This window comes from Flavobacterium bomense (genome assembly GCF_003970355.1).
Genome location: NZ_RYDJ01000036.1, coordinates 1 through 2,611, shown reverse-complemented (window position 1 = coordinate 2,611; position 2,611 = coordinate 1). Strand labels below are relative to the sequence as shown.

The 2,611-nt window shown below is 32.7% G+C and carries 3 protein-coding genes; all 3 read left to right on the top strand.

Features of this window, described 5'->3' with window-relative positions:
• Nucleotides 1–347, top strand: a 347-nt coding sequence (locus tag EKL98_RS17630; protein ID WP_158618337.1) for a hypothetical protein, incomplete at its 5' end; no start/stop codon positions are given.
• A 121-nt stretch (nt 348–468) separates the two neighbouring features.
• A complete protein-coding gene (locus tag EKL98_RS15250) occupies nt 469–1,326 on the top strand; it encodes a tyrosine-type recombinase/integrase (protein ID WP_126563070.1) in 858 nt (285 codons plus the stop codon).
• On the top strand, nt 1,323–2,183 hold the full coding sequence (locus tag EKL98_RS15245; protein ID WP_126563069.1) for a tyrosine-type recombinase/integrase: 861 nt from the start codon (nt 1,323–1,325) through the stop codon (nt 2,181–2,183). Before EKL98_RS15250 ends, EKL98_RS15245 begins: the two co-directional genes overlap by 4 nt.
• Nucleotides 2,184–2,611 lie beyond the last annotated feature (428 nt).

The window sequence follows — 2,611 nt, the reverse complement described above, 5'->3', positions numbered from 1 at the left end:
AAGATATAGAAAACGCAGTAGAAATACTTTTTGAAAGTATTATTTTAAAAATAGATGAACTAGATGGAAGTTTAAGACAGTTTTTTGAGAAGCTAAAAAAGAAGTTTAAAACCGATGATTTTACCCGTTTTGAAGCGATGGAAACCACAGGATTTAAAAAGACACAATTGCAACATTACATCAATCAATTGGTACAACTGGAATACATCAAACAATTTGGACACGGCAACAAAGGCTATAAATATAAAATCTTCCACTTTGACGACATCCAAAGCGTTAGAAAGAAACTAAAAGACCATTTTATAAAACAGATCCAAAATCTGAAACCGAACACTACCGAACGCTAACCGAACACCAAACGAACACTAGAATTTTAATAAACCCAACAAACATCAACGATTAACTATAAACTTGCTATAGCGTTCGGTCGAAATAAAAAGTATAACCTCAAAAACATCATAAGTAATAATGGACGATACAATAAATGACTTTAGAAGAGAATTGTTAAATCTGGGATATTGCAAAAATGTAGTAGTTAATTATCCGAAATATGCACAAAATATACTGGATTATATAAAAGAAATTCCTCAAAAAATAAATGACCAACACATCAAAAAGTATTACCAATATTTAAAAGAAAAACCAAAGCGAAACGGTATAGGAACCATAAGCGAAAGCCACATCTACAGCCAACTATTAGCCATTAAATTATACTTTGAATATCTAGAAAGAACCAAAACCATAAAGCGAAATCCATACAACTTAAGAATAAAACAAGCCACCAAAAACGAACGAACTGTATTTACTCAAGAAGAAATCCAAATCCTTTATAAAACCTGTCAAAATAGCGTAGAAAAAACAATATTACACTTGTGTTATGGCTGTGGACTGCGAAGAAATGAAGTAGAATTATTGGATTTAAAAGATGTAAACTTTGAGCAAAAACTGCTATTTGTTAGAAAAGGAAAAGGCAAGAAACGTAGAGTAATCCCACTTACTGAAGCGATTGTAAAAGACTTAAAAGTATATTGTATTACTACTGAAATCATTAGAAATAATAACGAAGAAAGTTTTTTAATCAACATAAACGGCAGTAAAATGAGAGGTAACAATATTTATAATTTATTTAAAAGAATACTCAAAAGAAGCCAAAACATACAACACGAAAACTATTGTTTACACTCGCTTCGCCATAGTATTGCAACACACTTATTAGAAAATGAAATGAGTATAGAAATGGTTAGAGATTTTTTAGGACACACACAGCTTGGAACTACACAGATTTATACTAGAATTAATTTTTTAAAAACCAAATTACAGCAATGAGCATCGAGGATTATTTAAGCCAAAGTTTAATGCAAAGTTCAGTTGAAAGCTATATTTATGATATCAATAAATACAAAAAGAACAATAAAAATGCAGAGAAATACGACTATCAAAAAGTAATGCAGTATATAGAAATAGTACGAAATCAGCACAGCGTAAATAATGTAAAAAGAGTAATTGCTTCTATAAAAAAATACTATGATTATTTAATTGAAATAGGAAAACGAAAAGACAATCCAGCAAGAGCCATAAGAATAAGAGACGGCGCAGCAAACCCAATCCAATTACAAGATTTATTTACAGAAAAAGAATTACAAATATTGCTAGTTCCAAGAATAGAACGCTATCCGTTTTTAATCAAAAGAAACAAAATTATAATGAGTTTATTGGTTCATCAAGGATTAAGAATAGGAGAAAGAGAACACCTAAAATTAACCGATATAGATTTAGAAAAAGCCACGATACAAATAAATAAAACAGGAATAACCAACGCTAGAAATTTACCTTTAAAAGCCGAACAAATCCTTTTATTATATGAATTTATCAATCAAGACAGAAACAAGCTTAAAACCTTTAGAAACGATGAAAATGCTTTATTGTTGGGCAAACTTGGAACACCAATAAGAAAAGAAGATGTAGATTATTTAATCAGTACTTATCAAAAACAAACCAAAAAGAAACTAACTACAACAACGATACGACAAAGTGTAATAGCAAATTTATTCATCAAAAATAACGACCTCAGAATAGTACAACATTTTGCAGGACACAAAAGCCCGGACACAACAGAAAAGTATCGTCAAACAGGATTAAATGCTTTAAAGACGGCTATCGAAAAACTGCATCCAATCAAATAAATTTAGGTTTAAAAAGGAACAATCTGCAAATAAACAGCAGGCAATAAAGCGGTCTCCCTTCGGTCGTTCTCTTTGTTCCGTTCGGCAGCTCCAGTCGGTCGTCGGCAGAAAAAGCCTCCTTCCTCCGTTACGCAGACACTACACATCACAAAAAAAAGAGCAGCTCAGAAAAAGAGCCGCTCTTTTTTTTGCGCTGCTTCGTTCCTCATCTTCACACGTTCACTTCCTGCGTTCGTCGGGGCTATTACATCCACAATACAGCTTCATTGCGTTTTGCTTCGTAAACTACGCTTCACTTCATTCAGCAGTATTATGTCTGTCGCCCCTTATTTTTCAGCGGTTGCTCTTTCGCACAGCCATCGGGGTTTGCTCCGTTATCACTTTGCATTGGATTAAGGAACGCTAACGCTGACTTGTATTTTTTCCCC

Bases quoted from the DNA above. Each gene is read 5' to 3' on its own strand.
- EKL98_RS15250 (WP_126563070.1), top strand. From the start codon at position 469: ATGGACGATACAATAAATGACTTTAGAAGAGAATTGTTAAATCTGGGA.
- EKL98_RS15245 (WP_126563069.1), top strand. From the start codon at position 1,323: ATGAGCATCGAGGATTATTTAAGCCAAAGTTTAATGCAAAGTTCAGTT.